This window comes from Brachybacterium sp. GPGPB12 (assembly GCF_038396325.1).
GTDB classification, from domain to species: Bacteria; Actinomycetota; Actinomycetes; order Actinomycetales; family Dermabacteraceae; genus Brachybacterium; species Brachybacterium conglomeratum.
The window spans coordinates 3,106,806-3,129,898 of record NZ_CP149573.1 but is presented as its reverse complement, the minus strand read 5'-3'; the positions used below and the strand labels follow the sequence as shown (position 1 = coordinate 3,129,898).

Sequence of the window (23,093 nt, the reverse complement as noted above, 5' to 3'; positions counted from 1 at the left end):
AGCTCCTCTCAGGAGACCGTCGCGGGGTGCTCCGCGGCGGTGTTGGTGCGGTGGACGATGTAGTTCTGCAGGGACACGGGCCCCACCTGCGGCCCGGCGGTCCGGGCTCGCTCCTCGCGCCCCTGCTCCGCGTGGACCGTGGCGGTGGCGAGCGCGCCGATCTCCTGGAAGTGCAGGAGGTCGGCGTCCCCGACGAACCCGCGGACCTCGTCGGCTCGGCCGGAGACCTCGATCGCCGCGGCCTGCGCCTCCTCGACCTCGGCGTCGATCACGACCCGGCCGCCGTCCAGCGAGCACCACGTGCTCGAGGAGGTTGGAGACCTCGTCGATGTGATGGGTGGACAGGATCACGGTGCGGGGATACTCGGCGAAGTCGGCCAGCGACCGGTCGAAGAACAGTCGCCGCGCGACCGCGTCGAGTCCCAGGTACGGCTCGTCGAAGAAGGTCAGCGGGGCCCGCGAGGCGAGGCCCAGGATGATCCCGACGGCCGAGAGCTGGCCGCGCGAGAGCTTGGAGATGGGGCGCTTCTCGGGGAGGCGGAACTCGCCGATCAGCTCGCGGGCGAGCTCCTGGCTCCAGGCGGGGTAGAGGCCTTCGGCGATGCGCGACGTCCCGAGGCCGGAAGCCGTCGGGGTACTTCTGGCTCTCCTGGATGAAGCAGGTCCGCGCGAGCACCGCGGCGTTCTCCACGGGGCCCTCGCCGAACACGCGCATCTGCCCGGAGGTGGCGAAGGTCTGGCCGGTGAGCGACTTCATCAGGGTGGTCTTGCCGGCGCCGTTGCGGCCGAGCAGGCCGTGGATGCGCCCCTCGTCGAGGTCGAGGTCGACGTGGTCGATCGCGGCGACGTCGCGGAAGTGCTTGGTCAGGTCTCGGGTCTCGACGACGGTCATCGGTTGTTCTCCTCGGTGAGCATGGTGATGACCTCCTGGGCGGTGAGCCCCAGGTGGTCCGCCTCGCGCAGCAGCGGGGCGATGTAGGCCTGACGGAAGTCCTGGCGGCGACGGCGCCGCACCAGGTCGGTGGCGCCGGGGGCCACGAACATCCCCACGCCGCGCCGCTTGACGAGCACGCCGGCGTCGGCCAGGCGGTTGAGGCCCTTGCCGGCGGTGGCGGGGTTGATGCGCAGAAAGGCGGCGAGCTCGTTGGTCGAGGGCGCGGGGGTCTCCTCCGGGTAGGTGCCATCGAGGACGCCGTCCTCGATCTGCTCCGCCACCGCGATGAAGAGGGGCTTCGACTCGTCGAGCACGAGGACCTCCGGGGTCGGCGCCGCGACTGCGGCTCATTGGTTCATTACCCCACTAATGAACCATGGGACCGGCGGGCCGTCAAGGGTCGTGTCGACGTCGAGGGCGGGATCGGTGTCGAGGTCCGGGTCGAGGTCAGGATCGGGGTCGGGGGGCATACGCTGGTGCCGACCGTGATGCCCGACCGTGAGGAGCCTCGAATGCGCGCGATCCTGATCGACTCCGAGGGCGCGGCACCGCGCCTCCAGGAGGACGCCGACGAGTCCCTGCTGACCGGCGAGGTGGCGCTCGACCTGGAGTTCTCCTCGCTGAACTACAAGGACGCGATGGCCCTGGCCGGCAAGGGCATCGCCCGCGCCCACCCGCTCATCCCGGGCATCGACCTGGTCGGCACGGTGACGGAGTCCGCCGATGCCCGCTTCTCCCCCGGCGACGGCGTGGTGCTGAACGGCGACGGGATCGGCGAGTCCCGCCACGGAGGCTTCGCGACCCGTGCCCGCGTGCGGCCCGATGCACTCGTCCACCTCCCCGCGACCCTCACCGCGCGCCGCGCCGCCGCGATCGGCACCGCCGGCTTCACCGCGATGCTCGCCGTGCTGCGACTCGAGGATGCAGGCCTCACCCCGGCCGACGGGGACGTGCTGGTCACCGGCGCCTCCGGCGGCGCCGGCTCGATCGCGATCGCGCCGCTCGCCGGTCGCGGCCACCGCGTGATCGCCTCGACGGGCCGCGGTGAGGAGCACGGCGAGTACCTGCGCTCCTCGGCGCCGCCGAGGTCGTGGACCGCCGCGAGCTGTCGGAGGAGGCGGGACGGCCCCTGCAGTCGCAGCGCTTCGCCGCCGCGGTCGACGGGGTCGGCTCGACGACCCTCGCGAACGTCCTCGCGCAGACCGCATGGGGAGGCACGGTCGCCGCCTTCGGCCTCGCGCAGGGACCGGACCTGCCCACGACGGTGTCGCCGTTCATCCTGCGCGGCGTCACCCTCGCCGGCATCAACTCCGTCGAGTGCCCGCCGCCGCCGCGCGAGCGGGCCTGGGCGGCGCTGGCGAGCGAGCTCGACCTGGCCCTGCTGGACTCGATGACGACCACCATCGGCCTCGCCGACGCGATCCCCGCTGCACAGCAGGTGCTGGCCGGGCAGGTCCGCGGCCGTACCCTCGTCGAGGTGGGACGATGACGGCGAGCCCGGACACGGAGAACCCGAGGACCGAGAAGAGGACCATGCGCGCGATCACCATCGTCGGCGAGGGCGAGCTCGAGCTCGCCGAGTCAGCGCCCGAGCCCACGCCCGGCCCCGGCGAGGTGCTGGTCGACGTCGTCGCCGCAGGCGTGAACCGCGCCGATCTGGCGCAGGCCGCGGGCCAGTACCCGCCCCCGCGCGGCGCCTCCGAGTCGCCGGGCCTCGAGGTCTCCGGCCGACGCCGCGACACCGGCGAGGAGGTCGTCGCCCTGCTCGCCGGCGGCGGCTACGCCGAGGTCGTCGCGGTCCCCGAGGAGCGACTTCGCCGGCCCCGGAGGGCATGGGCCTGATCGACGCGGCCGGGGTGGTCGAGGCCGCCGCGACGGTCGTGTCGAACCTGGTGCTCGAGGCGGGGATGCGCGAGGGCGAGACGGTCCTGGTCCACGGCGGCACGGGCGGCATCGGCACGGTCGCCATCCAGCTCGTGAAGGGCATGGACGCCCGTGTGCTCACCACCGTCGGCAGCGACGACGCCCTGCCGATCGTCGCCCAGCTCGGCGCCGACCAGGCGTGGAACCGCCGGATCATCGACCTGCCCGCCGCGGTGCGCGAGGCGGGCGGCGCGGACGTGATCCTCGACGTCGTCGGCGGCTCGGCGCTGGCCGACAACGTCGCGATGCTCAACGAGGGCGGTCGCCTGGTGATCATCGGGACGCTCGGCGGTGCGAGCGGCGAGCGCCGATCGGGCGACTGATGGCCAAGCGCGCCCGCGTGATCGGCTCGACGCCGCGCTCCCGCCCGGTGGAGAACAAGGCCGCGATCCTCGAGGCGACCCGCTACCTGGTCTGGCCGCCGCTGGCCTCCGGGGAGCCGCAGATCCCGATTCACGAGCGGTTCCCGCTGGCCGAGGCCGCTCGCGCCCACGAGATCCTCCGCACCGGCGGCCACCTGGGCAAGGTGATCCTGGAGGTCGAGGAGTCGGCCGACGGGCACCGGCGCGGGCGCCGCCGCCGGAGCGCATGAGCGATCAGCTCACGACCCGACTCCTCGTCGCCGCAGGCCTCACGCTCGTCGGCGTCTTCTGCCTCGCCTACACGGCCTGGGCCCGGCGCGGCCGCTCCGAGCGAGCTCGCGCCTGGATGGGCAGCGAGTTCGGCGAACGCCTGCGCGACGAGCGCTGGGCGGTGCTCGGCGCACCGATGTTCGGCGTCATGTGCCTGTGCTTCGCTGCCTTCGTCGCGCCGGTGGTAGGGATCTACCTCGGCCTCGTCACACTGCCGCTGGCCGCACTGTCCTTCGTCCTCTTCCTGTGGGCGATGATGTACTTCATCCCGCTCCCCGACCTTTTCTACCCCCGCTGGGACCGCCCTCTGCGCGAGCGGAACCGTCGCGTCGAAGCCGCGTGGAAGCAGGAGTTCCGGCGCCGTCGCGGTCGGTGATCCCCTGACGCTATCCCGGCTGGCGGGCGAGCCGCCGCGTGATCGGCTCGACCCTGCGCTCCCGCCCGGTGGAGAACAAGGCCTCGATCCTCGAGGCGACCCGCTACCTGGTCTCGCCGCAGCTCGCCTCGGGCACGATCCAGGTCCCGATCCATGCGCGGCGCCGCTCGAGCAGGCGGCCGACGCCCACACGATCCTGCGCGAGGGCGGCCACATCGGCAAGGTGATCCTCGAGGTCGCTCCCCCGTCTGGCGACCACCGCCGGGGACGCCGCCGGAAGGCGTGATCCAGGGAAAGGTCACGGAACGGTGAACGGGGCGAATCGGACTTGTCCGATTCGCCCCGTTCTCCTAGTTTGGCCGCACCCACCCATCATGCGGGACGGACCTCGGTCCGGATCGGGCATCGCGGCCTCGCAAGGCCCGATCGCCCGCCGGCCGAGGAGCTTCCATGCCCCGTTCCGCCCACGATCTCGCCTCCGTCGACCGCTTCACCCCGGTGAGCCGCCGCGCCGCGGCCACCGACCGGTTCTCCCCCGTGATGATCGTGCTGACGCCGCTGGCGACGGCCGGATGCCTCGCCTACGGGGTGTTCCTCCTCCAGCCCTCGCACCGCGGCGACCTGATCCCCTGGTCGCTGGTCATCGTGTCCGAGGCGATCCTCGTGCTCCATGCGCTGTGCGCCATGTGGACCGTGCTCGCCGGCACCCGGGACGTGCGCGACCACGAGTACTGGCGGGCACGGGACGAGCTGTACTCGCTCTCGCAGCTGTCCTCCCTCCCCCAGCGCGGGGACCCCTCCCGCTGGCCCCTGCGGCTGGATGGGCGGCGGGTCGACGTGGACGTGCTGATCACCGTGTACGGCGAACCGCTCGAGGTCATCCGCCGCACCGCGACCGCCGCGATGGCGATCCGCGGCCGCCACGAGGTGTGGATCCTCGACGACGGGCGCAGCGACGAGGTGCGGGCACTCGCGGCGCAGATCGGTCGCTGGTACGTGCGCCGCCTCAGCAGCGGCGGCGCGAAGGCAGGGAACGTCAACCACGCCCTCACCCTCGCCAAGAGCGAGTTCTTCGTGATCCTCGATGCGGACTTCGTGCCCCTGCCGGGCCTGCTCGAGGAGACGCCGCCCTTCTTCACCAACGAGACGGTCGCCTTCGTGCAGACCCCGCAGACCTACGGCAACCTCCACAACGTCATCTCCCGCGGCGCGGGGTACATGCAGGCGATGTTCTACCGGTTCATCCAGCCGGGCCGGAACCACTTCAACGCCGCGTTCTGCGTAGGGACCAACGTGATCTTCCGTCGGCGGGCGATCGACGACATCGGCGGGATGGTCACGGACTCGAAGTCCGAGGACGTATGGACCTCCCTGACGCTCCACGAGCGCGGCTGGCGCTCGATCTTCCTGCCCACGACCCTCGCGATCGGTGACGCGCCGGATACGATCGTCGCGTACTCGAAGCAGCAGCTGCGCTGGGCGACCGGCGGGTTCGAGATCCTGCTGCAGGCCAATCCGCTGAGCCCGCGGCGGCGCCTGAGCCTGGACCAGCGGCTGATGTACTTCATCACCGCCACCCACTACCTCACCGGCATCGTGCCGGGTGTGCCGCTGATGGTCCCGGCGCTCGAGGTGTTCTTCGACCTGCGCCCGGTGTCGATGGACGTGGGCTGGGGCACCTGGGTGGTGTTCTACGGCGGCTTCTACGTCGCGCAGATCGTGCTGGCCTTCTTCACGCTCGGCTCCTTCCGCTGGGAGGTGCTGACCCTCGCCGCGTGCTCCTTCCCGATCTACACGAAGGCGCTGGTGAACGCTGTGACCGGCCGTGACCAGGCGTGGTCGGTGACGGGCGCGCAGAAGCAGGTCTCCCCCTTCACGGTGATGGGACCGCAGGTGTGCATGCTCATGTTCCTGCTGTGCACCACCGCGGTCGGGATCTGGCGCGACACGATGCTTGGCCGGCCCTCGATCGCGACGCTCTGGTGCGCGGTGAACTCCGCGGTGCTCGCTGATCCTCGTGGTCGTCGCGCTCGGCGAGATCCGCGCGGCCCGCACCGGCTCCCTCGCCGCCCATGCCGACCGCGCGAAGGCGCTCGCGACCTCCGCGGCGCTCGCCGCCCCGATCCCGCTGTCCACCCCGGCGGACGCCGTCGCGGCCCGCCACTCCCGCACCCGACTGATGAGGACCACGTCATGACCTGGATCGCCCGCCTCCGCCTGCTGACCTCCGTCCTGCTCGTCCTCGCCCTCGCCGCGGGGCTGAGCCTCGTGTTCAACCAGCGCCAGCGCCAGAGCGCCTCCGTGAGCGCCGCGATCGTCCAGCCCCGCTACGCGATCGCGGCGGTGGCCCCCGGGGTCGTGATCGACATGGCCGTGGCCCTCGGGGACGAGGTCTCCGCCGGGGACGTGCTGTTCACGATGACCAGCGTCGAGCCGCAGCAGGACGCGGTGCACGGCCTGGCCGCCAGTTCGAACGACGCGATGGACATCGACCCGGTGACCGGGGTGATCGTCTACCGCGCCACCGCCGACGGCCGGGTCACCGAGCTCTCCGCGACCCCCGGCAACTACCTGGGCGCCGGGGCGCCGGTGGCGACGATCGTGCGCTCCAGCCCCCGCGCGGTGGAGGCGCAGTTCCTGCTCACCTCCCGGGACTACGGACGGCTCGAGGAGGGCGCGCGCGCCGAGATCCTCCTGCCGGACGACCGCACCGTGATCGGCGACGTCGTCTCCGCCTCGGTCGTCACCGAGAACGGAAAGGCGGTCAGCCGGGCGCTGATCACGAGCGAGGAGCTCGAGGGCGAGGACCTGGACCTCATCGCGACCGACGGCGCGCCGGTGTCGGTGCGGGTCGAGCTCACCGACGACGGCGTCCTCGCCGGCCCGACCGATGCGCTGATGGACTTCCTGCGCGCGTGGGTCTGCGATGAGGCCCGCGCGCCGCACGCCGCTGGCCGGTCTGCCGCTCGGGATGCTCGCTGCGGGGATGACAGGATGCACGGACCGCGACGCGGCCTCCGCGCCGGACAGCCCCGCCTTCACCACTGAGGAGGTCGACGCGTCGATGACCGCGCCGCCCCCGCTCCCCGAGCCCGCGGACCTGCATGCTGTGCGCCTCGGCGAGGGTCTGGTCCCGCCGACGAACCGCTGGTTCTCCGGCCTCGTCTTCGGCGAGGAGCCCCAGCCGGTGCACCCGCCGCCGCTGTCCTTCGCGCTCGTGGACGGCGGGTTCACCCTCGGCCTGCCCGCCGTGGTCACCTCGGAGCGGACGCTCATGGGCGGCAATGCCCCGGAGCTCGGGGTCGCGGTCGACGGGGCGGAGTCCGCCCTGGTCACGGCCTACGACGAGGCCTCGGTGGCCATGACCCTGCGCGACGGGTCGGGCGCCGCTCTCGCGACCGTCACGATCGCCGAGGGCTGGCCCTGCGTCGCCCTGCGCGCGAACGCGGACCTGGAGCTCACCCTCTCGGCGCCCTTCGTGGGCGAGGACCCGCCCACCCTCGCCGTCGGCCCCCACACCTACGCCCTCACCCTCGAGGACGGGACGCTCGACGGCACTCGGTGCCACGTCGCCTCCGGCGGCACGGCAACCTTCCTCGCCCTCCCGGAGGGCGCCGACCCCGCACACCTCGCCCTCCTCGCCGTGCCGGTGGAGAGCACCGCGCTCACCCGCTCCCTCACCGAGGACGCGGCCACGACGACCCTCACCTACACCACCGCCGGGAACGGGCCGACGGCCATCGCCGCGATGCCGCACCACGGCGCGGACCCGTCGGCCGGCGACGTGCTCGGAACGTATTCGAGCGTCTACGGCACCCTCGTGCTTCGCGAGGCGACCGAGCTCACCTGGTCCGCGCCGCGACGCGAGGCCCGTGCGGCACTGGATCTCTCTGGCCTGGACGATGCGCGGCGCGAGGAGCTCGCCGCACAGGTCGCGCTCGACGTCCCCGCCCTGCTCGACTACCCGGCCGACACCTACTTCGGCGGGAAGGCCCTGCACCGCGACGCGCGCTCCTCGCGATCGCGGAGCAGGTCGGGGCCGAGGGGCCCGCCGCCGTCCTCCGCGAGCGGGTCCTCACCCAGCCGCGCCGCTGGACGGAGGTGGGTGCGGCGGCGGAGCGCGACGCCTTCTGCTTCGCGTACGACGCCACGAACCGGGGAGTCGTGGGCCTGACCCCGTCGTTCGGCTCGGAGGAGTTCAACGACCACCACTTCCACTACGGCTACTTCCTGTATGCCGCGGGCACGCTCGCCGCGGACGATCCGGAGCTCGCGGAGGAGATCGCACCGGTGATCGACGCCCTCGCCGCCGACATCGCGAGCGACGCGGCGACGGACATCTTTGCCGGTGCGGCGGGTGTTCGACGCCTACGCCTCGCATTCGTGGGCGTCGGGCACCTCCCCCTTCGCCGACGGCAACAACCAGGAGTCCAGCTCGGAGGCGACCACCGCCTGGGCGGGTCTGCAGCTGTGGGCGCGGGCGCGCGGGAACGCCGAGCTCGAGGAGCTGGCGGCCTGGTCGCTGGCCCATGAGGCCCTCGCGGCGCGCACCTACTGGACCGACTTCGACGCCGCGGACCCGGTCTACGACGGCTTCGCGCATCAGGTGCTGCCGTTGCAGTTCGGCGGCAAGCGCGACTATGCCACGTGGTTCTCCGCGGAGCCCGCGGCGGCGCTCGCGATCCTGGTGTCGCCCCTGTCGCCGAGCTCGGACCACCTGGCCGACGACCCGGAGCGGGTGCGGCGGAACGTCGCCGAGGGCACGGCATCGGGCGGGTTCGATCAGCAGTACGGGGACTGGTCGCTCATGTACTCCTCGCTCGGCGGGGACGAGGAGCGGTACGCGGCGCTCGAGGCGGCGCGGGACCTGGCCGACGAGCACCTGGACGACGGGAACACCCGCGGCTACCTGCTGGCGTGGCTCATGACGAGGTGATGTCAGGAGGAGTCAGCCGAGCACGCCCTCCAGCACTAGCACGGTGCCGTCCTCGTAGATCGACTCGGTGACGACGTCCGCGACATCCTTGACACCCTGCGGCGCCTGCCCCATCGCGACCCCGACCTCGGCCCAGGTGAGCATCTCGGTGTCGTTGAAGCCGTCGCCGACGGCGACGGTCGCCCGCCGCTCGATGCCGAGCCGGTCGCGGATCACCTCGAGGGCGCTGGCCTTGGAGATGCCGGGCGCGGCCATGTCCAGCCAGGCGGTCCACCCGATCGAGTACTCGACGCCGTGCACCCCGGACTCGGCGATGACCTTCGAGAACTCCTGCGGGGAGAGGTCGGGGACGTGGACGACCACGCGCACCGCCTCCAGCTCCATCAGGTCGTCGAGCGCGGTCTCGGTCGCCTCGACGCCGAAGCTCGCGTCCTGGAAGCCGGTGGTCGAGTGGAAGCCGCCGTCGGCCGTCTCGACCGCGTAGTGCGCGTCGGGGGCGACCTCGCGCAGGGTGCGCAGGGCGTGGCCGGGCTGGAAGGAGCGGGTGTCGACGATGCGGTGCCCGCCCTCGGCCTCCGGGTCCATCTCGACGGTGACCGCGCCGTTGGAGCAGACCGCGTAGCCGCGCGTGATCCCGGCGGCCTCGACGATCGGCAGGGTCGCGCCGAGGGAGCGGCCGGTGGCGATGACGACGGTGTGCGTGCTCGCGGCGCCGCGCGCCGCGTCCCGCATCTCCGGGGTCATCCGCCCGTCGTGGTCGACGAGGGTGCCGTCGACGTCGAGGCCGATCAGCGACGCCTTCCCGTCGAGCCGGTCGAGGTGCTCGGCCAGACGCTCCCGCGCGGCGGTGTGGTCGGTGGTCGTGAGGGAGGCGCCCATGCGCGGCAGTGTGCCATCGGCCGCCGACGAACGGGTGAACCGTCGGTGACGAAGAGCCTCGCGCAGTCGCTTCAGGGGTCGGGGGAAGGGCATCTCAGGCGCGCCGCCCACGACCTCGAAGACCTCGCGCCCGCCGAGATACGGCCGCAGACCCTCCGGCACGACGACGGAGCCGTCGGCCTGCTGGTGGTTCTCGAGGATCGCGGCGATGAAGCGGGTCGTGCCGAGCGTGCCGTTGAGGGTGGCGACGGGGCGCAGTCCGTCCTCGGTGCGCTCGCGGATGTTCAGCCGACGGGCCTGGAACTGGGTGGTGTTCGAGGTGGAGGTCAGCTCGCGGTAGGTGTTCTGGCTGGGCATCCACGCCTCGCAGTCGTACTTGCGGGCGGCGGAGGTGCCGAGGTCGCCGGCGGCGGTGTCGATGATGCGGTAGGGCACGTCGATCCGCGCCATCATCTCCCGCTCCCAGTCCAGCGACCGCTCGTGCTCCTCGTAGGAGTCCTCGATGCGGCAGTAGGAGAACATCTCGACCTTGTGGAACTGGTGCACGCGGATGATGCCGCGGGTGTCCTTGCCGTAGCCGCCGGCCTCGCGGCGATAGCAGGCGCTCCAGCCGGCGTAGCGGATCGGGCCGCCGGAGAGGTCGAGGATCTCGTCCTTGTGGTAGCTCGCCAGCGCCACCTCGGAGGTGCCGACGAGGTAGAGGTCGTCGCCCTTGTCGAGGTGGTAGACCTCGTCGGCGTGCTCGCCGAGGAAGCCGGTGCCCTCCATCGACTCCGGCGAGCACCAGGGTGGGGGTGATCATCGGGGTGAACCCGGCCTTGGTGGCCTGGTCGATCGCGGAGTTCAGGATCGCGAGCTCGAGCCGCGCGCCGACGCCCCGCAGGAAGTAGAAGCGGGCGCCGGAGACTTTCGCGCCGCGGGCCATGTCGATCGCCTTCAGGCCCTCGGCGATCTCGAGGTGGTCCTTGATCTCGACGTCGAAGCTCGGGATCTCGCCGACGGTCTCGCGGACGACGAAGTCCTCCTCAAGGCCCTCGGGAGCGCCCTCGGCGAGGTTCGGGATCTCGCGCAGGGCCGCATCGCGGACGGCGAGCGCCTCGCCGGACTCGGCCTCGAGCCGCTTCACGTCGGCGGCGAGCGCTTGACCTCGGCCAGCAGTGCCTGCTTCTCCTCGCCCGTGGCCTGGGAGACCTTCTTGCCGAAGGCCTTCTGCTCGGCGCGCGCGGACTCGAAGGCGGAGGTGGCCTCGCGCCAGCGGGAGTCGGCCTCGAGCACCGCATCGACGGTGGAGGCGTCGCGCCTCCGGGCCCGCTGGGCCGCTCGGACGACGTCGGGATTGTCTCGCAGGAGCCGCAGATCGATCATTGCTCCAGGGTACCTGCGTGCGCGGGCCTATCGCGGCGGGGCCGCGCCGCTACTGTGGGCACATGGATCTGACCCTGCTTCTGCTGAGCATCGCCTCGGTGGTCACCACGATCATCGCCGTCGTCCTGCTGGTCGTGGTGCTGCGACGCCTCGGTCGCCACCGTCGCGAGCTCTCCGCCCTCCAGGCCGCGGCGGCCTCGCGGACCAGCGCGCCCGAGGAGCCGTCCGACGACGGCGAGGACGCGCACGCCCCGGGGCGCCTCCGCCGCATCGCCGTGGTGCTGAACCCCTCGAAGTTCGAGGGCACCGACGACTTCCGCCGACGGATCTCCGAGGTCGTCGAGCGGGTCGAGGGCGCGGAGGTCGAGTACTACGAGACCACGATCGACGACCCCGGTCGCGGACAGACCGAGCAGGCAGTCGCCGACGGCGCGGACCTGGTCATGGCCGCGGGCGGAGACGGGACCGTGCGCATGGTCGCCTCCGTCCTCGCCGGCACCGACACCCGCATGGGCATCATCCCCTCCGGCACCGGCAACCTCCTGGCCCGCAACGTCGACATCCCCCTGGAGGACCCGGCCGCGGCGATGGTCGCGGCGCTGACCGGCAAGGACCACCAGGTCGACGTCGGCTGGTCGCGCTATGGGGACTCCCCCGCGACCGCGCAGTCCGCGCCGAAGCAGATCTTCCTGGTCATCGCGGGCTTCGGCGCCGACGCCGAGATGATCGGCTACACCGACCCGCGGATGAAGAAGCGCATCGGCTGGGTCGCGTACGTCTTCGGCGGGGTCCGCACGATCCTCGGCCGCTCGGTCGACGTCGTCGTCGAGTCGCCCCGACCGCACCCGCCACGCCCACAAGGCCCGCACCGTCTCGCTGGGCAACGTCGGCAAGCTCCCCGGCGGCTTCGTGCTGATGCCGGATGCGACGATCGACAACGGCCGCCTCGAGGTGGTCGTCGCCGGCTGGCGCGGCGCGGCGGGCTTCAGCCAGGTCGCCACCCAGGTGATCAACCCGAAGCTCGTGCCGAAGGTGGGACCGAAGCTCTCCACGATGGAGCGCTACCTGACCACCGGCATCCGCGTGACCACGGCGAAGGCGCGGCCCGTCCAGCTCGACGGGGACACCGACATCGAGGCGACGCACCTGATCGCGACCGTCGATCCCGGCGTCTTGCGGGTCGCGCGTCCCGGAGAGCACGGAGCCCTCGAAGCACTGAGCGAGGCCGACGGGCCGCGGGAGCCGGCGGTTCAGGCGTCGGGATCCTCGAGCCGGGTTCCCCGCTCCTCGTCCCAGACGAGCGCGTGCGCGGGCCCCACCAGGTCCCCGCTCCGTGCGCCAGGTTCTCGAAGGGCAGGGGCACTCCGCGCACCGCCTCGCCGTCCTGGTGGAAGACGTACAGGACCTCCTGCGTGGAGTAGCGCTCGCCGGTCTCGACGACCACCCCCGACTCCTCGTTGATCGTCGTCGCGGGCGTGCCGATCGTGTAGACGGTGAAGCGGTCCCAGTCGAACTCGTCGCCGATGGCCGTGGCGACGTCGCGCGGCTCGTGGTCCTCGCCGACCGCGATGACGGCATCGGTGAGACCGCTGCTCGCGGCCACCTCGATCTCCCGTCGGCGCCCAGGCAGGAGCCCGCGGCCGCCGAGGACGAGGCCGAGCCCAGCCGCCGCCGCGGAGATCCCGAGGGCGCGGCGCGACGTGGGTCGACGCATCCCGAATGGCGCAGACAATTCACTTGATTCACCCATATGTCTGCTCCGCCGGATTCCGACCTTCGGCTGACTCTCCTGGCACCGGATGCCCCGTCTCGTCCATTCCAATCGAATTGGAGGGCACTAGCTCGCCGTCGGAGTTGATGACGACCATCTCCCCGTTGTGGATCGCCTCTTCTACGAGATCCGCCAGCTCTGCATCGGTCGCGCCGGGGTTCTCACCAGCAATTCGTCGGCCGACCTGATTGTTGTACAGGTCCATGGCTTCGACCGCAGGGAGGTTCCCGGGGATCCTCTCATGCGCAGTCCAGTAGTCCGTGGCCCACGAATCGCCCAGATCGTTGGCTGTGAGCGCATTGATGTACGCGTGTCGAAAGGCATCCTGGTGGTTGTCCACCGTGTCGCCGGAGGGGAACCTGTCCATCGACTCGCTCTCCGCAAGATCCTTGTTGGCGTTGAATTCGAGCATGCCCGAGGGTCCCAGACCGTCGAGAAGTTCGGCCTCCGAAGCCGGAATCTCCACGGTCTCGCTCCTGAGACCCGCCAGTTCAGCAAGGGTTCGCCATGGCTCCTTCACCGACCACTCGACGAGTTCCTCCTCCGAGACCTGATAGTTCTCGAGGACGTACTCGACATCAGTCTCCGTCAGCGAATAGTCACCCGTGCCATCCCGCAGAAGCTCAAGGCGGCGTTCTTCCTCGGAGACCTGCCGCGGTTCTAGCCCGTCCGAGGTCACCCCGCCCGTCAGGTAGTTCTGAGCACCCATGCCAACGCCCCCGGGCGGGCCAGAGCGGTTCCCCGGTCCCGGGACGGTGTGTCTCGGCGGGGCGAATGTGCCCAAGGCCGCGATGAAGTCCAATCCGGACGCCGAATGCTCGAGTGTGGGATCCATCGCTGCGCTGGCCAATTCCTGCTCCGCGACGTGGACCGACAGCTGTCCGCCATGTGTTGCCAGATCTTGCGCCCCGGTCTTCAAGAGGCCCAGAACAGTTCCAGACAGAACCTGGTCGAATCCGACCCGGTCCTCACCGACCCAGGTCACCTCTGCACCGACATTCGCCAGGCGCCGCTGAAGAAGATCCAGCTCCCCTGCCGCCGCGACGTAACGTCGCGCGAGGGCTTCAACCCCCGCAGTTTCCATTCCCATGAAAGTGTTCATTCTTCCCCCTCAGCGAGAACACTACCTCCCCCGGAAATCCAGCCGGGTGACGTCCAGCTCGATGTGGATAGCGGGGTCGAAAGGGGTGCCAGGGAGCGCGCCCCTCACTCCCGCGGCTTGCCGCCGCGGGCGAGCTCCGGGTCGGTGCAGGAGGAGAGGTCGAAGCGGCAGGGGCGGCGCGAGCCGTTCCGCGGCTTGTCGATGGAGACGTCGACCCTCTTCGCGCGGGTGCTCTCGCTGCGGGTCGAGCCGACCCAGCGCACCCACTCCCAGCGCGCCATCGGCGTGAGCGACGGCCAGGTCTCGGCGAGGTCGTCGGCGTCCTCGAGCGCGGCGGCGAGGTCCGCGGGGACCTCCGGCTCGGGCCAGTCCTTCGTGGTGGTGAGGGTGAACTCGACGGTGCGCGCCCTCGCTCGCCTCGAGAGCATCGATGAGCTCGGCATCGAGGTCGAGCCAGTGCCCCTTGCGCCCGTCGGGCTCGACGACGGTGTCACGCTCCTGACCGCCGAGCACGGCATGCACAGCCACCTGCCCGCGGGAGGGCAGCTGCGCGCTCGCCTCCTCGGGCGCCGGCAGGATCAGCCGCTCCTCGATCGCGCGCATCTGAGCGGTGCCGGTGACGGTGACGGGTGCCTTCGGGGCCATCTCAGATCTCCGTGGTCGGGTCGGCGGGGGTGATCATGCCGGTGAGGCGCGCGAGCCAGTCGTGCGCCTCGTCATAGGCGCCGTCGGCGAAGTCCTCGCGCACCTCGGGTCGCTCGCCGTCGACCCGCGGGTAGGAGCCGAGGTAGTGCACCACCGGGCAGAGCCGGTGCAGGGAGCGCGGCGCCGCGGAGACCCGCCGGTCCTCGATGTGTCCCTCGAGGTCGAGGGAGAAGGAGTACCGGCCCAGGAAGTCTCCGACGGGCCGGGACTCGATCCGGGACATGTTCACGCCGTTGGAGCCGAGGATCTCGAGCGCCTCGAGCAGGGCGCCGGAGCGGTTGTGCGGCGGCTGGATCACGACGGTGGTCTTGTCGGAGCCGGTGCGGGCGGGGATCCGGCCCTCGCGGGTGACGAGCACGAAGCGGGTGATCGCGCCGGCATGGTCCTCGATCCCGTCGGCGAGGACGGTGAGGCCGAAGTGCTCCGCCGCCAGCGGTGAGCAGACCGCGGCACGGCCCCAGGCTTCGTCCTCGCTCATGCTCGCGAGGTCGCGGGCCGCGGCGGCGGTCGAGGAGGCGGCGGCGATGTTCGCGCCGGGCACGTTGCTGCGCGCCCAGCCCTGCACCTGCGCCTGGGCGTGCGGGTGGGAGGAGACGGTGGTCAGTCTGCTCGAGCGCGGTCTGCTCGCGGGCGGCGAGCACGAAGGTGATCTGCACGGTCTGTTCGGCGACGATCGTGATGGAGTCGGTCGCGGCGAGCACGTCGAGGGTCCCGGAGACGCCGCCCTCGACGGAGTTCTCGATCGGGGCCATGAGCGCGTCGATGTCGCCGGCGATCAGGTCGGTGGTGGCGGTGGCGACCGAGGCGAAGGGCACCAGCTCGGGCTCCGTGGCCCGGAACTCCTCGGGGATCTCCGTGAGCGCCTGGAGGAGTGCCTGGTGGGTGAAGGTCGTCTCGGGACCGAGGAATCCGTACCGCATGGGGGAAGGGTACTCGGGTGCCGATGCCCGGCGCGGAGCCCGGTCATGGTGGCCGCGCTGGGCGGAGACGGGCAGGGCATCCCCCTGTCTCAGAACGGCGGACCCTGCTCCCAGTACTCGCCTCTCTCGTCCTCGGGGTCGGGCGGTGGGTCGTGCAGAAGGTCCGCTGGTCCCCACTCCTGCAGGATCCGGTCGATCTCGCCGATCGCCTGCATCTGGTCGAGGTCCCGGTGCCAGCAGAACTCCTCCCACGACTCCATGAGCGCCTTGGCGTGATGGGGCGCGGCGAGGTCACCACGTGGTGCGACCCGGGTGGTGATCAGGGCCGGGGAGCCGACCGTCCAGGTGGTGGCTCCGTCTGGCTCCCGCCGTGGATCGATGCGCCCGGCGGTCTTGAGATCGTGGTGCCTCCAGTCGAGGCGGTGGAGGTTGTGGAGGCTGGTCGGTCCGCCGCGGGCGGGATCGGCGTGGTCGAACTCCTCGATGTGGTCGTTCTCGGCGTCGTCGGTGGTGGTGTGCGTGCGACAGGGGGCGGCGCGCGCGGGTGCAGGAGCCGCAGATGCTCCACCTGGTCGGCGGAGGGGCGGTAGCGCTCGGCGGGCGCGGGAGGAATCCGCCGTCCGCGGGGTCGGCGAGGACGCGGTGCCAGACGGGCTCGGCGGCGGCGAGGTCGCGGGCCATCTGCCCAGGCAGCGGGTGGATCCCGTCGTACAGGGCCGGGGTGTCGCTGAGGCCCATCAGGGTGAGCACGGGGACGACGACGTTCACGCGGTGCCGCGGCGCGGGGACCTCGACCCCGCCGGTGTCGAGCTCGGTGCGCAGGAGGATCGCGTAGCGCGCGCCGCCTGGCTCATGGCCTTCCCGCCACGGGCCACGTCCCCGTCGAGGTCGAAGGGGATCGGCTCGCCCTCCTCGAGGGCGCGGCGCTGACGCGCCTGCACGGTCTTCGCGGAGCGGTCCAGGCGCCGGGCGAGATCGAGGATCTCGGGGATCGGGCCGGTGATGCGCAGGAAGGCGGTGCCATCGTCGTGCAGGGAGTTCTCGAGGGACACGTCCCGCAGCGACTCGGGCCGCGGGGCGCTCATCTCGCGATCGAACCAGGAGCGCGGCTGGCGCGCGACTCGTCACGGAAGCGGTCCGCAGGCACAGAGGCAAGATCCCATGAGGCGACGATCTCGTCGACCTGGGCGCGCTGGACGGCGGTGAGGTCGCGGACCGCCTTCAGCATGCGCGTGTGCCATTCGACGGGCATGTCCCCGGCGGCGAGTCGTGCGAAGGTCGCGGGCATCTCGGTGACGGCAGTGTGCGCGTCCGCGATCCGATAGGAGGCGATCGCGGTGGTGGTGCGGGTCGCGATCGCGACGGCGAGGTCGCGCTCCTCGCGGTCGTCATCGAGGTCAGGGTCCTCGTGGTCGATCCAGAAGGGGGCGAGGTCGGCGAGCCGGCGCGCGTGGCGCCGGGAGTCCTCCCGCTCCTCCTCGAGCAGGCGGGCGATCGTGCGAGCGTCGGCGCCGGGCTCGACGCCGCCGCGGCGCAGGAGGGAGTCCTCGGTGAGCCGTGCCCGTGCCCGCACGCGGGCACGGGGAGGGGCCGTCGCGGTGCGCGGCACAGGGCCGCGTGAGGCGGGAGCGCGGGAGGCCGACGGTCCGGCCGACGAGCGCGCGGGGACCGCGCAGAGGCGGGAGACGCCACGGAGCGGTGGTCCGTCGTGGTCATCGCCCCCACCTCCCCGTGGACTCGTCGTCGATGCCGCTGTTGTGGGCGTTCCAGCTGGTGATCAGCCTACGGACCCACCCTGACATTCGACGTGTGCGACCGCCACAGGCCGACGGGAGATGTGGAAGCGTGCGGGATGTGGAGGAGAGGTCGAAGCGCTGACCGAGGTCAGCTCTCCCACAGATCCAGCACCCAGCGCCGCGCCCGACAGGTGCCGCCCGCGGGGTGCGGGACGAGCTCGCCCGTCGGCCGGGCGCCGAGAGTGCGGGCGACGCTCTGCGAGGCGGTGTTGTCCGGGGCGATCAGGAGCAGGGCCTCGCGCAGGGTCGTGCCTCGGTCCGGCGGCAGGTCGCGCGCCCGCTCGACCAATGCCGTCGCGAGCGGCACGCCGAGGCCACGCCCCCTAGCCTCTGGGAGGAGCCAGTAGGTCAGCGCCACCTGGCCCGGTCCGAGTCCTGGCGCGAGCCGGTTCAGCCCTCCCCCGCCGAGCGACCGGCCGCTGCCCTCCTCGAGCGCGGCGAACTCGACCACCGGGCCGTCCTCGTGCCAGCGCGCGCGCGGGCGAGGAACTCCGCGAGGCGCTCCCGGTCCCAGGGACGGCCGATGATCTCCCTGGCCAGCGCCTCGTCCTGACCGGTGAGGATCTCCTCGGCATGCCCCGGGCCCAGGCGCTCGAGGCGGATCCTCACGCCACGCGGCTCGACGACCGGCTCCTGGACCGCCTCACTGCCCGCCCGCGCTCTCCCCCGCGAGCACCGCCCGCACGGTCGCGAGGATCTCGACGTCGCGGGCGCCGCGGGTGCGGGCCTCGGCGACGGGGCCGGCGAACAGGGTCAGCGGCGCCGCGTCGACGGGGCCGCCGTCCTCGCGCTCGGCGGTCTCGGCCTCCCGGCGGGCGTTCTCCACTGCGCCGGGAGCGATCGTCGTGCCCGCGCCGCGGCGGGTGACGATGATCTGAGCCTCCTCGAGCATCTTGTAGGCGCGGGCGACGGTGCCGGCGGCGAGGCCGAGGTCCGCGGCATGCGCCCGGATCGCGGGGAGCCGGTCGCCGGGCCTGAGCTCGCCGCCGCGCACCTGTTCGACGATCTCGCGACGGACCTGCTCGTACGGGGGCTGGGGTGAGGGCATGAGGACACGATAGGCGGAGGACGTGGAGGCCTCGTGCACGTCGCGGTCGGTGTCGAGGAGCGCCCCGTAGCATCGGGGCGTGCCCGCCTCCCCGCCCGCTCCGCCTCCCTGCCCGTCGCCCGCGCCCTCCGGGTGACGCCGCTCGCGCTCCTCGCCGCGCTCGCGCTGCTGCCGGGCGCCTCCGCACGGGCCGACGGGGGCGCGGAGGCCGACGCACCCGTGCGCCTGGTGATCGCGACCGCGGGCCTGACCTGGGAGGACATCGACGCAGAGAGCACGCCGACGCTGCAGTGCCTCGCGGACCGCTCCGGCGTGGGCGCCATGAACACCACCTCCACCACCGTCGTCTCCACGAAGCGGCAGGGGATCGAGACAGCGCACACCGGCTACCGGGGCCTCGCCGAGGAGGCGCCGCGCACCAGCGGCATCCCCACCCCGCCGACGGACCAGTGGGAGCAGACTGCCCGGCGTGGTGACCGAGACCGACGACCCCACCGCCGTCGCCGGCGCGCTCCAGGACGGGGACGTGGTCGAGCTGATCGCTCCGTCGGTCCCCGACCACGACGACCCCTCGCGCGAGCAGGCGCTCACGGAGCTCGACGGCGCCGTCGCCGCGGCGCTCGAGGACCTCGGCGGCTGCGAGGCCGCGGATCTGCCGCGCACCCTGCTGGTCTCCGTCGCCGCGACCGACCCCGAGCATCCCGAGGAGGTCGAGCGCACCGGCGCGGTCGCCTCCCGCACCGTCGGCCTGCAGGTCGCGATGGACACCGCCCTGCCCGGCCAGGCCCTCACCTCCGGCGCCACCAAGCAGACCGGCGTCGTGATGATCACCGACGTGGTCGCGACCGTGCTCTCCTCCCACGACGCGAGCGCCGACGGGCTGATCCCCGGCCAGCCCTTCCGCGGCACCGACAGCGACGACGCGCAGCGGCTCGCCTGGGACCGCTCCGAGGCGGCCCGGCTGGTGGATGCCGCGACCGTCCCCGCGCTCGGGTCCTGGCTCGCGCTCGGCGTGATCGGCCTCGTGATCGTGCTGGTCCCGGCGCTCGCCCGACGCCGGCGCCTCGCCGCCGTCGGCCGGGCGCTCGCGGCGGTCGCGCCGCTCGCCCTGCCGGTGGGGCTGTGCGCCTCGCTGGTGCCGTGGTGGCGGTCGGACAGCCCGACGCTCGCCCTGGCGGGCGTGGTGTGGGGCGGGTGCGCGGCGCTGTCCGTGCTCGTGCTCGCCGGGCCCTGGCGCCGCGACCGCTTCGGCCCCGTCGGTGTCTCCGCGGCGCTGGTCGCAGGGATCATCCTGGCCGAGTCCGCGTTCGGATCGCGACTGCAGCTCTCCTCCCCGCTCGGGGCGCGACCGATCTCGGGCGGGCGCTTCTACGGCCTGTCCAACCACCTCTTCGGGATGGTGCTGGCCGCGGCGATGATGGCGCTGCTGTGCCTGTTCACGGCGGTGCGCACGCCCCGGGCGCGGGTGCTGTGGACCGTGGGCGTCGGGCTCGCGGTCGCCGCGGTGTGCGTCGCGCCGTCGATGGGTGCGGACTTCGGCTCTGGCCTCGCCACGGTCCCGGCCTTCGGCCTGCTCGCCCTGCTCGTCTCCGGGATCCGGTCGCGGGTCTGGCACGTGCTCGCCCTCGGCGTCGGCGGGGCGGCGGCGGTGCTTTCGGTGTCCTTCCTGGACTGGTCGCGCGCCCGCCCGAGGACCGCACGCACCTGGGGCGCTTCATCGACGAGCCGCTCAGCGGCGAGCCGCTCTCCGTGATCGTGCGCAAGCTCGCCCAGAACATCGCCATGGCCACCGGGTACTGGGCGCTCGGGCTGGTGCTGGTGATCGCGGTGCTCGCCTCGATCGCGATCCTGATGCCGCGCCGGGCGCGGTGGCGGCGGCTCGCCGCGCTCGATGCGGCCCATCCGGTCGCGCACCGGGTGCGGATCGCGCTCGTGGTCGGGGCGTGGGTGGGCTACGCCGTCAACGACACCGGGCCGGTGCTGATCGCCGCGATGCTCGGGATCTGGCTCGCGCTGCGCGCCGCCGACGCTGCCGGACCCGCTCCCGGCCGACGGGACCACGGAGCGGCGCGTCTGATCAGCTGTTCTCGGCGTCGACCGCGGCGTGCACGACCAGGGAGGTGTACTCCTCGGGCGTGAGCGGCGCGGTGAGCGAGGCGGGGATCTCCGGCTTCCCCACCTGCAGGTGGGAGGCGATGATCACCGCGTGCGCCGGCGCGAAGCGGCCCTCGACGGGCGCGGCGTCCAGGCGCTCGGCGAGCTGCTCGAGATCGGTGCCGGCGAGATAGACGATGTCGTCGGGCGCGAAGTCGCCTTCGACCTTCAGGGCGCGCAGCGGCGCGTCGAGCTCGGCGGGGTCCACATCGCCCAGCGCCCGGGTCTCGTCGTCGGAGAACTCGCCGTCGACGGGGAGGTCCGCGAGGGTGAGCCGGCGCTCGCTCGGCGAGCTCGGCGTCCGGCTCGGCAGGCTCCGCGAGGCCGGCCCAGACCTTCGCCTCGTCATGGTCGGGACGGCCGGTGGGGAGCGGGGTGGGGGTCCCGGCCGACGGGGCGGGGCCCGACGGGGCGGGGTCCGACGGGGCCGCCGACCCGGGCTCCGGCTCGGTCGGCGCCGTCTCTTCCGCCGCCTCGCGCTCCGGAGTCTCTGCCGGGGCCGACGCCACGGGTTCCTCCCGCTCGAGCGCGGCGGCCGGCAGGCCTGCGGGCTTCTCTTCCCCCGCGCCCTGCTCCTCGTCGGCCCCCTCGATCTCCGGACTCAGGTGGCGCGTGCGGGCGAGGGCGCGCGCGACGTCGCGCAGCTGCGCGGCGCGGTGCAGACGGCCGCGCAGGTCGTTGCCGGTGGCGCGGTGGTGGAGGTCGGCGGGGATCTCCTTGACCCAGAAGCCAGCAGTCAGCGCGTCGATCGTCAGCGAGGTCTCCACGCCCCAGCCGGGAGCGAGGGGCTGGCAGGCGTCCCAGGTCTCGCGGGTGATGCAGCGGGTGCCGGACAGCGGTCGCGTCGCCTCCCAGCCGGTCGCACGCAGGATGCCGCGGCGGGCGGTACGCACCACGACGCCCATCCCGCCGGCGCCCGACTGCGGCGGCGGCAGCGCGATCGCCATGTCGACGCCCTCGCCGAGGACCGCCTCGACCAGCGGCCGCGCGGCGGCGGCGCTCTCGCCCATGTCGGCGTCGAGGAAGAGCAGGGCGCGCGGGACAGCGTCGCGGTCGTCGATCACGGGCGGCGGGCCGGTGTGCCCGGGCGAGCGGGGCTCGGCGTGCGGCTCCTCGGAGAAGCCCTCCCCGCCGTCGGCCCGCTCGGCGCCCTCCTGGATCGCGACCATCTGCGCGCCGGTCGCCATCGCCGCGGCCTTGCCGCGGTTGGTCTTGTGCCGCACCACCAGGGCGCCGGCCCCCATCGCGACGGCGGAGGTGGCGTCGGACGAGCCGTCGTCGACCACGACGACCAGGTCGACGCCCGGGATCCCCCGGGCCGACGCGATGGTCGCCTCGATCCGCTCCGCCTCGTTCTTGGCGGGGATCACGACGGCGACCCGCTCGGGGCGGTGCGCCGTCAGCGGCCCCGCGGCGCTCATCGCAGCGTCACCTGGCGGGCGACGATGCCGCCCCGGGCGCGACGCTCCATCGCGGTGAGCGGCTCGGTGGAGGTCAGCGCCTCCTCGAAGCGGGCGCGGAACGCCTCCGCCTCCGCCTCGGCGGCCTCGACCCCGGCGCCCTTGGGCAGGTCCCAGACGGGGATCGACAGGCCCTCGGCGCGGAAGGAGCCGACGTACTTCGCGCCCTCGCAGAGCGCGGACTCGCGGCGGGCGTGCAGGCGGGTGACGGCGTCGATGACGCGGTCCTCGTCGGCGTCCAGCACCCAGCGCACGTGCTCCTTGGGGCCGGCGTCGACCCAGTAGGCGTGGGGCAGGCCCTCGACCGGTCGGGTGGGCATGATCGAGTCGTTGGCCTGGGTGATCGCCTGCTCGATCTCGCCGGTGCGCTCGGCGCTCGGGTCGAGCCAGAACTCGAAGGTGTCCTGGACCTGGATCGCGAAGTCGCCGGAGAGGTCCAGCACGTCCTGGAGGCGCGGGGAGTCGTCCTCGAGGGTGACGGTGGTGATCGGGTTGCCGGGCTCGAGCGCGACCGCCTGACGGATCGCCTGGCCGAGCCCGCGGGAGAGGTCGCCGCCGGGGAACGGGGTCTGCACGCCGACGGTGACGGTGCCGTCGGTGCGGCGCACGGCGGGCCAGGCCATCGGCAGGATCGTGGCGAGCTCGACGTCGACCGCGCCGTACTCCTCGGTGGTCCTCGCCGACATGGTCGCCGCGGGGATCAGCTGGCGCATCGCGACCAGGTCCTGCTCGTTGGGCAGGCCGTCGAAGGGGCGACGGACCAGCTCGTTGCGCGAAGGGGAACTCATGGCGGGGAGTCTACCGATCGGGAACGTGCTCCATGACGATCTCGGCCGCGTCCTCGGGGTTCGGCCCGACGACGGCGAAGCCGCGCGGGAGTAGAGGCGACGCGCGGGGAAGTTGGCCTCGACCACCTCGAGGCGCGCGTGCGTCCCGGGTGGTGCGCGGCGAGCCAGTCGAGGCCGGTCGTGATCAGGTGTGCGCCGACGCCGCCGCCCCGTGCCTCGGGCGCGACCCACATCGAGTAGAGGTGCGCGGGGCCGTCCTCGACCACCACTCGCGCCATCCCGACCGGGGCGCCATCCACCTCGG

At 72.8% G+C, this 23,093-nt stretch carries 21 protein-coding genes and 10 pseudogenes; 11 read left to right on the top strand and 20 right to left on the bottom strand.

Annotated elements, in window-relative coordinates; translation table 11 throughout:
- Positions 1-8: 8 nt before the first annotated feature.
- The 4 genes and pseudogenes from WKH84_RS18320 to WKH84_RS18305 all read right to left on the bottom strand — a co-directional run bounded on the left by WKH84_RS18320 (position 9) and on the right by WKH84_RS18305 (position 1,248).
- Positions 9-272 carry a hypothetical protein gene (locus WKH84_RS18320; RefSeq protein ID WP_341854680.1) on the bottom strand — a complete coding sequence of 88 codons (264 nt, stop codon included), beginning with the start codon at positions 270-272 and terminating at the stop codon, positions 9-11.
- Between the two features lie 118 nt (positions 273-390).
- Positions 391-474: pseudogene (locus tag WKH84_RS18315) on the bottom strand (hypothetical protein); the annotation flags it as partial.
- Positions 475-754: 280 nt separating this feature from the next.
- Positions 755-892, bottom strand: a pseudogene (locus WKH84_RS18310) (ATP-binding cassette domain-containing protein); the annotation flags it as partial.
- Positions 889-1,248: a GntR family transcriptional regulator gene (locus WKH84_RS18305; protein ID WP_341854679.1), complete on the bottom strand. Its 360-nt coding sequence runs from the start codon at positions 1,246-1,248 to the stop codon at positions 889-891. The pseudogene WKH84_RS18310 and the gene WKH84_RS18305, both read right to left, overlap by 4 nt.
- 198 nt (positions 1,249-1,446) lie before the next feature.
- Between WKH84_RS18305 and WKH84_RS18300 the strand changes: the two are divergent.
- From WKH84_RS18300 to WKH84_RS18265, 8 genes and pseudogenes are all read left to right on the top strand, one after another.
- Positions 1,447-2,423, top strand: a pseudogene (locus WKH84_RS18300) (MDR family oxidoreductase).
- Between the two features lie 44 nt (positions 2,424-2,467).
- A pseudogene (locus WKH84_RS18295) lies at positions 2,468-3,449 on the top strand (NAD(P)H-quinone oxidoreductase).
- Positions 3,446-3,865: a hypothetical protein gene (locus WKH84_RS18290; protein WP_341854678.1), complete on the top strand. Its 420-nt coding sequence runs from the start codon at positions 3,446-3,448 to the stop codon at positions 3,863-3,865. The pseudogene WKH84_RS18295 and the gene WKH84_RS18290 overlap by 4 nt, the downstream one beginning before the upstream one ends.
- Positions 3,866-3,903: 38 nt before the next feature.
- Positions 3,904-4,092: a hypothetical protein gene (locus WKH84_RS18285; protein ID WP_341854677.1), complete on the top strand. Its 189-nt coding sequence runs from the start codon at positions 3,904-3,906 to the stop codon at positions 4,090-4,092.
- Positions 4,093-4,315: 223 nt separating this feature from the next.
- Positions 4,316-6,913, top strand: a complete 2,598-nt coding sequence (locus WKH84_RS18280; protein WP_341854676.1) for a glycosyltransferase family 2 protein — start codon at positions 4,316-4,318, stop codon at positions 6,911-6,913.
- Between the two features lie 16 nt (positions 6,914-6,929).
- Entirely contained in the window at positions 6,930-8,039 is a 1,110-nt protein-coding gene (locus WKH84_RS18275) for a hypothetical protein (protein ID WP_341854675.1), read from the top strand.
- Positions 7,967-8,143: pseudogene (locus WKH84_RS18270) on the top strand (glycosyl hydrolase); the annotation flags it as partial. The gene WKH84_RS18275 and the pseudogene WKH84_RS18270, both read left to right, overlap by 73 nt.
- Positions 8,144-8,222: 79 nt before the next feature.
- Complete coding sequence (locus WKH84_RS18265) at positions 8,223-8,801, top strand: glycosyl hydrolase (protein WP_341854674.1); 579 nt, start codon at positions 8,223-8,225, stop codon at positions 8,799-8,801.
- A gap of 12 nt (positions 8,802-8,813) precedes the next feature.
- Here the strand turns inward: WKH84_RS18265 and WKH84_RS18260 are convergent.
- Positions 8,814-9,581: pseudogene (locus WKH84_RS18260) on the bottom strand (HAD family hydrolase); the annotation flags it as partial.
- 207 nt (positions 9,582-9,788) lie between these two features.
- A pseudogene (gene serS, locus WKH84_RS18255) lies at positions 9,789-11,045 on the bottom strand (serine--tRNA ligase); the annotation flags it as partial.
- Between the two features lie 62 nt (positions 11,046-11,107).
- On the opposite strand from serS, the pseudogene WKH84_RS18250 reads away from it, so the two are divergent.
- Both WKH84_RS18250 and WKH84_RS18245 read left to right on the top strand, forming a co-directional pair.
- Positions 11,108-11,617, top strand: a pseudogene (locus tag WKH84_RS18250) (acylglycerol kinase family protein); the annotation flags it as partial.
- Between the two features lie 304 nt (positions 11,618-11,921).
- Positions 11,922-12,506, top strand: coding sequence for a hypothetical protein (locus tag WKH84_RS18245; RefSeq protein ID WP_341856959.1), 585 nt, complete (start codon positions 11,922-11,924; stop codon positions 12,504-12,506).
- Positions 12,507-12,787: 281 nt separating this feature from the next.
- Here WKH84_RS18245 and WKH84_RS18240 read toward each other — a convergent pair whose 3' ends face one another.
- The 11 genes and pseudogenes from WKH84_RS18240 to WKH84_RS18190 form a co-directional block, all read right to left on the bottom strand.
- Positions 12,788-13,918 carry a hypothetical protein gene (locus WKH84_RS18240; RefSeq protein ID WP_341854673.1) on the bottom strand — a complete coding sequence of 377 codons (1,131 nt, stop codon included), beginning with the start codon at positions 13,916-13,918 and terminating at the stop codon, positions 12,788-12,790.
- A gap of 104 nt (positions 13,919-14,022) precedes the next feature.
- On the bottom strand, positions 14,023-14,361 hold the full coding sequence (locus WKH84_RS18235; RefSeq protein WP_341854672.1) for a YdeI/OmpD-associated family protein: 339 nt from the start codon (positions 14,359-14,361) through the stop codon (positions 14,023-14,025).
- Between the two features lie 10 nt (positions 14,362-14,371).
- Positions 14,372-14,521: pseudogene (locus tag WKH84_RS18230) on the bottom strand (DUF1905 domain-containing protein); the annotation flags it as partial.
- A 43-nt stretch (positions 14,522-14,564) separates the two neighbouring features.
- A pseudogene (gene pheA / locus WKH84_RS18225) lies at positions 14,565-15,543 on the bottom strand (prephenate dehydratase).
- Between the two features lie 89 nt (positions 15,544-15,632).
- The gene (locus WKH84_RS18220) at positions 15,633-15,803 is read right to left on the bottom strand and encodes a hypothetical protein (protein WP_341854671.1); all 171 of its coding nucleotides are present in this window, start codon (positions 15,801-15,803) and stop codon (positions 15,633-15,635) included.
- A gap of 31 nt (positions 15,804-15,834) precedes the next feature.
- A complete protein-coding gene (locus WKH84_RS18215; protein ID WP_341854670.1) occupies positions 15,835-16,311 on the bottom strand; it encodes a hypothetical protein in 477 nt (158 codons plus the stop codon).
- Positions 16,308-16,628 (bottom strand): hypothetical protein, encoded by a 321-nt coding sequence (locus WKH84_RS18210; protein WP_341854669.1) that lies wholly within the window; start codon positions 16,626-16,628, stop codon positions 16,308-16,310. The genes WKH84_RS18215 and WKH84_RS18210 overlap by 4 nt, the downstream gene beginning before the upstream one ends.
- Positions 16,625-17,152, bottom strand: coding sequence for a hypothetical protein (locus WKH84_RS18205; protein WP_341854668.1), 528 nt, complete (start codon positions 17,150-17,152; stop codon positions 16,625-16,627). The genes WKH84_RS18210 and WKH84_RS18205 overlap by 4 nt, the downstream gene beginning before the upstream one ends.
- A gap of 275 nt (positions 17,153-17,427) precedes the next feature.
- Positions 17,428-17,790: a GNAT family N-acetyltransferase gene (locus WKH84_RS18200; protein WP_341854667.1), complete on the bottom strand. Its 363-nt coding sequence runs from the start codon at positions 17,788-17,790 to the stop codon at positions 17,428-17,430.
- Positions 17,730-17,948 (bottom strand): hypothetical protein, encoded by a 219-nt coding sequence (locus WKH84_RS18195; protein WP_341854666.1) that lies wholly within the window; start codon positions 17,946-17,948, stop codon positions 17,730-17,732. The genes WKH84_RS18200 and WKH84_RS18195 overlap by 61 nt, the downstream gene beginning before the upstream one ends.
- 34 nt (positions 17,949-17,982) lie before the next feature.
- Complete coding sequence (locus WKH84_RS18190; RefSeq protein ID WP_341854665.1) at positions 17,983-18,387, bottom strand: GntR family transcriptional regulator; 405 nt, start codon at positions 18,385-18,387, stop codon at positions 17,983-17,985.
- A gap of 472 nt (positions 18,388-18,859) precedes the next feature.
- On the opposite strand from WKH84_RS18190, the gene WKH84_RS18185 reads away from it, so the two are divergent.
- Entirely contained in the window at positions 18,860-20,140 is a 1,281-nt protein-coding gene (locus WKH84_RS18185; protein WP_341854664.1) for a hypothetical protein, read from the top strand.
- 199 nt (positions 20,141-20,339) lie between these two features.
- On the opposite strand, the gene WKH84_RS18180 is transcribed toward WKH84_RS18185, so the two are convergent.
- The 3 genes from WKH84_RS18180 to WKH84_RS18170 are packed head-to-tail and all read right to left on the bottom strand — an operon-like array spanning position 20,340 to position 23,088.
- The gene (locus WKH84_RS18180; RefSeq protein WP_341854663.1) at positions 20,340-21,962 is read right to left on the bottom strand and encodes a glycosyltransferase; all 1,623 of its coding nucleotides are present in this window, start codon (positions 21,960-21,962) and stop codon (positions 20,340-20,342) included.
- Entirely contained in the window at positions 21,959-22,789 is an 831-nt protein-coding gene (locus WKH84_RS18175) for a DUF5926 family protein (RefSeq protein ID WP_341854662.1), read from the bottom strand. The genes WKH84_RS18180 and WKH84_RS18175 overlap by 4 nt, the downstream gene beginning before the upstream one ends.
- Entirely contained in the window at positions 22,786-23,088 is a 303-nt protein-coding gene (locus WKH84_RS18170; RefSeq protein WP_341854661.1) for a GNAT family N-acetyltransferase, read from the bottom strand. Before WKH84_RS18170 ends, WKH84_RS18175 begins: the two co-directional genes overlap by 4 nt.
- Positions 23,089-23,093 lie beyond the last annotated feature (5 nt).

What these genes read in the sequence shown, in the direction of transcription:
- WKH84_RS18290 (WP_341854678.1), top strand. Translation starts at nt 3,446, where the DNA reads ATGAGCGATCAGCTCACGACCCGACTCCTCGTCGCCGCAGGCCTCACG.
- WKH84_RS18280 (WP_341854676.1), top strand. Translation starts at nt 4,316, where the DNA reads ATGCCCCGTTCCGCCCACGATCTCGCCTCCGTCGACCGCTTCACCCCG.
- WKH84_RS18275 (WP_341854675.1), top strand. Translation starts at nt 6,930, where the DNA reads ATGACCGCGCCGCCCCCGCTCCCCGAGCCCGCGGACCTGCATGCTGTG.
- WKH84_RS18240 (WP_341854673.1), bottom strand. Translation starts at nt 13,918, where the DNA reads ATGAACACTTTCATGGGAATGGAAACTGCGGGGGTTGAAGCCCTCGCG.
- WKH84_RS18235 (WP_341854672.1), bottom strand. Translation starts at nt 14,361, where the DNA reads ATGCCGAGCTCATCGATGCTCTCGAGGCGAGCGAGGGCGCGCACCGTC.
- WKH84_RS18220 (WP_341854671.1), bottom strand. Translation starts at nt 15,803, where the DNA reads ATGGAGTCGTGGGAGGAGTTCTGCTGGCACCGGGACCTCGACCAGATG.
- WKH84_RS18210 (WP_341854669.1), bottom strand. Translation starts at nt 16,628, where the DNA reads ATGAGCGCCCCGCGGCCCGAGTCGCTGCGGGACGTGTCCCTCGAGAAC.
- WKH84_RS18190 (WP_341854665.1), bottom strand. Translation starts at nt 18,387, where the DNA reads ATGCCCTCACCCCAGCCCCCGTACGAGCAGGTCCGTCGCGAGATCGTC.
- WKH84_RS18180 (WP_341854663.1), bottom strand. Translation starts at nt 21,962, where the DNA reads ATGAGCGCCGCGGGGCCGCTGACGGCGCACCGCCCCGAGCGGGTCGCC.
- WKH84_RS18175 (WP_341854662.1), bottom strand. Translation starts at nt 22,789, where the DNA reads ATGAGTTCCCCTTCGCGCAACGAGCTGGTCCGTCGCCCCTTCGACGGC.